The sequence below is a fragment of the bacterium SCSIO 12643 genome, assembly GCA_024398135.1.
Lineage (GTDB): Bacteria > Bacteroidota > Bacteroidia > Flavobacteriales_G > Salibacteraceae > CAJXZP01.
The window spans coordinates 4,110,740-4,118,273 of sequence record CP073750.1 but is presented as its reverse complement, the minus strand read 5'-3'; the positions used below and the strand labels follow the sequence as shown (position 1 = coordinate 4,118,273).

Annotated in this window: 7 protein-coding genes; 3 read left to right on the top strand and 4 right to left on the bottom strand. The window is 35.3% G+C overall.

The features are described from left to right. The first annotated feature begins 393 nt into the window (after positions 1-393). On the top strand, positions 394-798 hold the full coding sequence (locus KFE94_18075) for an acyl-CoA thioesterase (GenBank protein ID UTW66529.1): 405 nt from the start codon (positions 394-396) through the stop codon (positions 796-798). A 74-nt stretch (positions 799-872) separates the two neighbouring features. Here the strand turns inward: KFE94_18075 and KFE94_18070 are convergent, their stop codons facing one another. The 4 genes from KFE94_18070 to ribD are packed head-to-tail and all read right to left on the bottom strand — an operon-like array spanning position 873 to position 5,787. Continuing rightward, on the bottom strand, positions 873-2,678 hold the full coding sequence (locus KFE94_18070; protein UTW66528.1) for a T9SS type A sorting domain-containing protein: 1,806 nt from the start codon (positions 2,676-2,678) through the stop codon (positions 873-875). Further along, the gene (locus tag KFE94_18065; protein UTW68314.1) at positions 2,675-3,280 is read right to left on the bottom strand and encodes a YigZ family protein; all 606 of its coding nucleotides are present in this window, start codon (positions 3,278-3,280) and stop codon (positions 2,675-2,677) included. The genes KFE94_18070 and KFE94_18065 overlap by 4 nt, the downstream gene beginning before the upstream one ends. Further along, positions 3,276-4,763, bottom strand: coding sequence for a tetratricopeptide repeat protein (locus KFE94_18060; GenBank protein UTW66527.1), 1,488 nt, complete (start codon positions 4,761-4,763; stop codon positions 3,276-3,278). Before KFE94_18060 ends, KFE94_18065 begins: the two co-directional genes overlap by 5 nt. Continuing rightward, complete coding sequence (ribD, locus tag KFE94_18055) at positions 4,756-5,787, bottom strand: bifunctional diaminohydroxyphosphoribosylaminopyrimidine deaminase/5-amino-6-(5-phosphoribosylamino)uracil reductase RibD (protein UTW68313.1); 1,032 nt, start codon at positions 5,785-5,787, stop codon at positions 4,756-4,758. Before ribD ends, KFE94_18060 begins: the two co-directional genes overlap by 8 nt. A 135-nt stretch (positions 5,788-5,922) precedes the next feature. Between ribD and prmC the strand changes: the two genes are divergently transcribed. Further along, positions 5,923-6,780 (top strand): peptide chain release factor N(5)-glutamine methyltransferase, encoded by an 858-nt coding sequence (gene prmC / locus KFE94_18050; protein UTW66526.1) that lies wholly within the window; start codon positions 5,923-5,925, stop codon positions 6,778-6,780. Continuing rightward, positions 6,781-7,524: a hypothetical protein gene (locus tag KFE94_18045; GenBank protein UTW66525.1), complete on the top strand. Its 744-nt coding sequence runs from the start codon at positions 6,781-6,783 to the stop codon at positions 7,522-7,524. The last annotated feature ends 10 nt before the right edge of the window (positions 7,525-7,534 follow it).

Sequence of the window (7,534 nt, the reverse complement as noted above, 5' to 3'; positions counted from 1 at the left end):
TACTGCACTCCTGTATTAATGTAATTTTAATTAATAAAAAATAAGGAATTGAACTTTTAGTTTTTTATCTCACCCCCACAGTATAGATATTGACTCCCGTAATTCAAATTCGCTAACAAAAATTGAGATAAAAAAGTTTAAAAAAAAATCGATTCACTATTGTATTTTAAGAAATATTTAACCTGTATGATTTGATCAGATGACGATATTTCTTGAGTTCTTTATAGACCAACTACTTAACGGTTGTTAATAACTTTATGAACATATTTTAAACAATTTTATCCACACAAATAAAAGACGGATAAATTAGTCTTTCACTTAAATAAAATTTTGAACTTTTGTTTTTCAAGATTGGTTTTCGAAAGTAAGGAAATTTTAAAGAAAATTGTTAATATGTTTATTAAAGAAATAAAGATTCGTGTGAGATATGCAGAGACTGATAGGATGGGGTACGCATACTACGGGAATTACGCAACTTATTTTGAAGTTGCCAGAGTGGAGACAATGAGGGAGTTAGGGATCAGTTACCGTCAGTTGGAAGATGATGGAATTATTTTGCCGGTGGCGGAATTAAAGATCAAATACAAGAAACCGGCTTATTATGACGATGAAATATTGATTCGCGTTAAAATCACTGAAATGCCTCAAATACGTTTTGGGTTTAATTATGAAACGTATAATGAAAAAGGAGAGCTATTAAATACAGCATATACTGAATTGGTGTTTGTTAACAAATTAACAGGTCGTCCAACGAAAATTCCGGAGCATCTGCAAAAACTGATACAACCACATTTTTGAGCACAAAAAAGGAGGATTTAATCCTCCTTTTTTGTGTTTGTGAATATCGTGATTATTGTTGTGAATAAAGTGTGCTAAAGTTTTAAAATCTTAAATGTTTTTGATTCCGTTTCTGATACCACCTTATATATATAGGTGCCCGATTTAAATTGTTCAGGAGAGATGCTAATTTGATTCATTTGTGAAGGAGCAGAGTAGATCAATCTTCCTTGAATATCGTAAACAAAAAGATCAAATTCAGTGGCAGCATAAATATTTAGCGAACCAGAATTTGATGCAAATTGTTCTGAGTTGGTGTACACGATTTTTGAATCATCTTTAATTGGAGAAATACCTACCATAAAATCAGGACGACTTACACTACATGAATTCACCATACCTTTATCCTTAAAAGTCCAACAGATTTCACCATAATATGCTCCATTATTCATAGAAGCATCTGTTTGAATAAATATTTGAGCAGCCTGAGCCATAGTCATATTGCTTGAAAAACTATATGCTGCTTGTAAAGCAAGAGCTGTGGCTGCATCTCTACCAATATTACGTTCAATTCGCATCAATGCTGAACTCCACATAGGTGCATCCGCATACAGGTTAAATTGTAAGTCTGTCGGGTATTGCGCTGATGACGTAGTCATACGGCCATCCCAGTATTCATTATGACCATCCCAATTATATACATATAAGTCTTGATAAGAATCATAAGTACTAGAATAAGACGCTGCCAAATAATCTCCGAATGCTTCATCCATAGCTGAGCGTTCGGTACCAAAATTGGTATTTGGAGTAGCGCTGTGCATGATGGCATGCGTATACTCATGAATAATCACATCAGCATCTTCAGCATCATCAACACCACCCGTTCCGAATATAATTGAAGGAGGATTGGTACTGGCGTTGAATACAGAGTTGTCAGCACCATTAAAACCATGACAATCTATCGCAATTTGATAATTCACTAAATTGGTAAAGCCTAAAGACTGAATGTACTTCTGCTGTTTAGTTAAATGATAAATCACATTTACATCTTCAAAGCCTGATTCTGATCTGTTATAATAGAAGAATGGCGTACTTGATGTTACGGGATTGAGTAGTGGAGGAGAAAGCGTTACCAGTTTCACAAAATCATTCTCCAGATAAAAGGTTCCGTTGTCATAAGTAATATCAATATCTACAGTGTCTCTTGCGGCATCCAATTTAGAATTTGTCGCATCATTGTTATCCACATAGTCTCCTGCATAAATAGTGTTGGCTTTTGTAATGGGGTCAGGTCTGAATACCAGAGCTTTTGCAGTAGTATCTTGTGGAGCAAAGTGTGCGGTAAGTTCCAGTAGATATATTGAGGCGTATTGATCAAATAATTCCTCGTAAATCAATCCCTGAGCATTGCTATATTGTACACGATTACATTTAACGTATTGTCCATCTACGATAGCCCAAACCGGAGTTTTTGAAATTACCTTTTTGTCTGAAGAAATTAGATCTGAACTTTCTATAAGATCTGTGGTAACAGAACTATGGGTTACTTGAATATTTTGCAATGCATTAAATATAGAAACAATTTTTCCGGATCTGTCGACATTCAGTTTAAGTAGTGCCTGGTATACTTCAATCCCATCATAAGTTTGAATAAATGTGTAATGCTTTCCGTTTGGACTTTCGATTTCACTGAGCAGTTTTAAATCGTTTTTTTCATTTTCAGAAAATTGAGCCAATAAATAGTTATGCGCTTCTTGCGCATTTAAGACATTGGTTATGTCTTTTTGAATGTGAAGTTTACTTTTAATTGGGTATTCCTGATATGAGTTGGTAACATCGTTTTTCTGTCCAAAAGCCAGGAGGGAAGGGAGTAATAAAAATGTTAAGGCTATTTTTTTCATAATTTGATTTCTTCAATATTCAGACGATGCAATTTAGTGAGAATTTGATGAACTTGCTCAAAATATTTTAAACGAATTGTAATTTCCAGTTGACAAGTTTCACGAAAGTCCTGTTTTAATATACGTATTCCAGGTTGTTTGGTTTGCCGCATGACTTCACTCATGAGTTCATAAGGGAAAGTAAGTCTTAGGCCTTTTTGAAGATATAATTCTTGAATTTCTCCTGCTTCAATTGCCTCTCTGGCCGCAGTTTTATAAGCATTAATAAGCCCTCCAACACCCAGTTTTGTACCTCCGAAATATCGTACTACTGCAATCAAAGTATTGTGTAAACCAAAGGATTGAATTTGTCCCAGGATCGGAGGCCCTGCAGAATTATGAGGTTCACCATCATCACTCCATTTATGTTCCACCTTAGTGGTGCCTAATGTCCAGGCGTAGCAGACATGTCTGGATGCATAATGTTGTTTTCTGAGTTCCTGTAATCTTTGATCAATTTCTTGTTTGGTTTTTACCGGAAAGACATATCCATAATGTTTAGACCCCTTGTCTTTAAAGAGACTTTCGGAAACATCAGATGGCTCGTGGTATATATCATTAATTGTTTGACTCAATTTTTATTCGTTTTTGGTACAAATGATTTAAAAGTATGTGAACAAGAATCCCTATGAATGTAGAACTCAATAAGACTGTAATCACGACCCAGTTTTCTCGTTCAGTAACCAGGTTGGTTTCCAGGAAAATATAAAGACCACTGGCATATGTGGCACATAGTGGTATCAGTACATGTATAGATTGAATCACATAGGGATGTACCGGTTGTTTTGCTAGGTAGATGATAATCCATACACTGAATACAAAAAGCGTGACCCACAAAACCATAGTCATGATATCTAGTTTCTTCTGTTTGATATTTTCTAGTTGACTCTCTTTCTCCTGCATGATATTATTCAAGTTCATTTCATGTTGGATGAGTGCTAATTGACTTTCTTGCGTTTGAGAGATTTCTATCAAACTGTCGCTTAAATGAATATAGTCCTTATAGTATTGAAGTGCTTTTTCGTAATTCTTCGCATCATTTTCGATAAGATGTAATTCATCCAGTGAGATCATTTTCTCTTCCCAATAACTCATTTCCTCAGCATATTCCAATGCACTTAAAGCAAATGTTCGGGCTTTGGTAAGATTAAGGTTTTTGCGCTCCAGTTCAGACATGTTATTAAGCGAAACAATATGCTGACGTTTATTGGTGAGCTGTGCACTCATTTCCAAAGCCATATTAAAATAGTATCGCGCTTCATCCAGCTTATTTTGCGACATATAAGCAGCTCCCAGATTAGAGTAGGTACGTGTTTTCGCCAGATCATTATTCACTTCACTTTGATACAATTCCAAAGCTTTAAGCGTATAATTTACGGATTTCTGGAAGTTCCCTAAACGTTCGTGTGCAGCTCCTAAATTGGAATAAATAATAGCCGTTTCCTCGTATTCTTTACGTTGTAAAGCCAATACCAGTGCTTGCTCATTGGTATGAATACATTCTTCATATTTCCCCTGATCGTAGTAAATTGTAGAAATATTGATTAAGCTAGAACTTAACGAACTTGAATCTGGATTCTGTTTTCGAATTTCAAGTGATTGGTTGTAATAATCTAATGCCTTAGAATTATCATATAAGGCGGCATAAGCAGTTCCTAAATTGCTATATACCTTGGCTAAACGAACATCATTGTGTTGTTCTTTAAACATCTTCTCTGCAATATTTAGCTGATCTATTGCTTGGGCTATTTGGCTGTTTAAATAGTAATACACCCCAAGATAACTATGCGCAATGGCTAAACCTTCTTCATCATGATTGGCTTTAAAAACACCTAATGAAGATTTGATGGTTGAATGGAACTTATCTAAATCTTCATATTTGAGCATCCAGCCTAATTCTAATTGAAGTTTAGCAATTTCAACTTGGTCGGTGGTGTTTTGAATTTGGAATTTAATCTGTTCAATTTTGTCGTGTGAATGCGCAAACGTCACGACATTTGAGGAGAATAGGAAACAGAAAAATAAGAGTGATAGGAGTTTATTCATAGATCAGGATTTCGTTGTTGTATAGTACTTTGCAATTGTTATAGGTTCGAGGGATTCGTGGTGCAGCAACTCCATGCGATAGCGAATGCTGAGATTTAATGATGTATGCAGAATCAAATAATTCATGATTAATAAATTGTTGCAGGGTATAGGTACCTCCCTCAACAAGAAGTGAGTGAATTTGAATTTCCCATAGATGTTTAAGAATAAAATCTAATGTATCCAAGGTATCCGGAATCTGAATAAAGGATACATGATTTTTTTGCCCGGATTTTTTACGATTAAAAATGAGTGTATCAACTTGATCATGAAACAAGTTTAAAGATTCGGGGAGTTCTAAATTTGAATCAATAATAATCCTGGTAGGATGAGAACCATCCCATTTTCTAGTAGTAAGTGAAGGATTATCCAATAATGCCGTGTGTTTTCCTATTAGGATGGCATCGGACTCACTTCTTAGTTGATGCACCCATCTTGAAGTCGAAGAATTTGAGATTTTTTGTGCTGGAGTAGAACGATCATTTCTAATATGATCAATAAATCCATCCGCAGATTCAGCCCATTTTAATGTAATGAAAGGTCTTTTCTTCTGATGAAATGTATTGAATGTTTGATTTAATCTATTCGATTCGTCTTCTAAGATTCCGGTGATAACTTCAATACCTGCTTTTTTAAGTTTAGCAATTCCATTACCACAAACTTTTGCGTTGGAATCAATAGCGGCAATGACTACTTTAGGAATTTGATGCTTGATAATGAGGTCGGCACAAGGTGGAGTTTTGCCAAAATGCGAGCAAGGTTCAAGACTTACATAAATGGTAGCTTTTTGAAGTAAAGATTTATCCGCAACAGAATTTATAGCGTTTACTTCCGCATGCGGTCCGCCAAATTTCTGATGAAACCCTTCACCAATGATTTGATTATCAACTATGATAACGGCACCAACCATCGGATTTGGAGAAACTCTACCATGACCCAATTTAGCTAATTCCAGGCAACGTTTTATATAAGATTTGTGATTGATAATATTGTGTGTTAATTATACCAAATGTATGTTTTTTGTTAGAATATGGGTGTTAGTTTTGTACAAAATCAACCGGTAAATTTGAATACATAATTCAGGTTTGGATTTGATATAATTTGAGGTTAAATGATGAAGATGCCAAATAATAAATTTGAGTCGGTCATCCAGTATTTTCACAATAAACTGGATGCACTATATGATCCAAATGAGGTGGAGAGTTTTTTTTGGATTTTAACCGAAAGTGAATTGCGCAAAACAAGATTGGATTATTTAAAAGATCCTAACATTCGAATGTCGGAAAGTCAGTTGTTGACATTTATTCGTTTTTCCAGAAGACTCGCTACATTTGAACCGGTTCAATACATTGTGGGAGAAACCGATTTTATGGGAAATCCCTTTGAAGTAAATCCAGGTGTTTTGATTCCCAGACCTGAAACAGAAGAGTTGGTACAATGGATTTTAGATTCGGTGCCTGTTGAACGAGAAGGAGTGAAGGTCATTGATATTGGAACGGGAAGTGGTTGTATTCCGATATCGCTAAAGTTATTTGCTCCGAAATGGGATGTTTCCGGTGTAGATATTATGGATAATGCGCTGGAAGTGGCTACACGAAATGCGGCCAAGAATAATGCCCATATTGAATTTAAAAATGCAGATGCATTAAATTTAGTTAGTGAGGTCAATACATATGACATTGTGGTAAGTAATCCACCATATGTGCTACATAAAGAAAAAGAACAAATGCGTTCTAATGTTCTGGATTATGAACCACATACGGCATTATTTGTCGAGGATGATGATCCATTGATATTTTATCGAAGGATATCAGAATGGGCAATAGAAAGTTTAAATAATGAAGGCTGGATTTTTTTCGAGATTAATCAAAAATACGGAGAAGAACTGGTTGAAATGTTGAAAAACAAGGGGTTTAATGAAGTAGAACTCAGAAATGATATTTTCGATGTTCCACGAATGATTAGCGCCAGGAAGTAAATGAAGAAGTTTTTAGGCATATTATTATTGTTTATATCCGTTTCGGGTTTTGGACAGAGTTTTGGCTCAACGGCTGATTCTATTGAAGAAGCGCGGATTATGAATGAGTTTTACTATAAAACTAAATTTCAGGTTCGATTGGCACATGAAAGGACCTTATTGACCAAAGGGGTAGATGTGAAGATTAATGCATTAAGAGTAGGTGTACAATTCAAACAACGCTATAAATTCGGCTTGCAGGGGTTTATTAGCAGAATCTATAGAACGGAGCCTATTGAGGTACCTGAAGTTTCCTATTACAATACAGCCATTGTGGGTTATGGAGCTTATTTCGAATATGTTTTTATTGAAAATTACCGCTATTATTTAGGTGTGCCTGTGACTTTATCCAATGCCTGGGTAACAGGAAATGCCCGTGATCATAGTGATGAACGAATTGAGCAATATGACTGGATATCCAATAGGTTTGGAGTGTTTTCTCTAGGTACATCAGGAGGTTATAGTGTCAATTATTGGTTGTCTGTATTTGCAGGATTGGGCTATCGCTTTTCGTTTAGCAAGGACCAATCTCAAAATGATTTGTTAACAACCCCATTTTATTCCTTTGGGATTAGAGTTCAGCTGGGACATTTTATTAAAACGGTATTTAAACATCAGGAAGTCAATAAAATGAAAGCTATTTATTTTAGAGATAAAAATACCTGGCGTGCCAAAAAGTTTAAATCTAAACATCCTAATTTGTAATTATTACTAG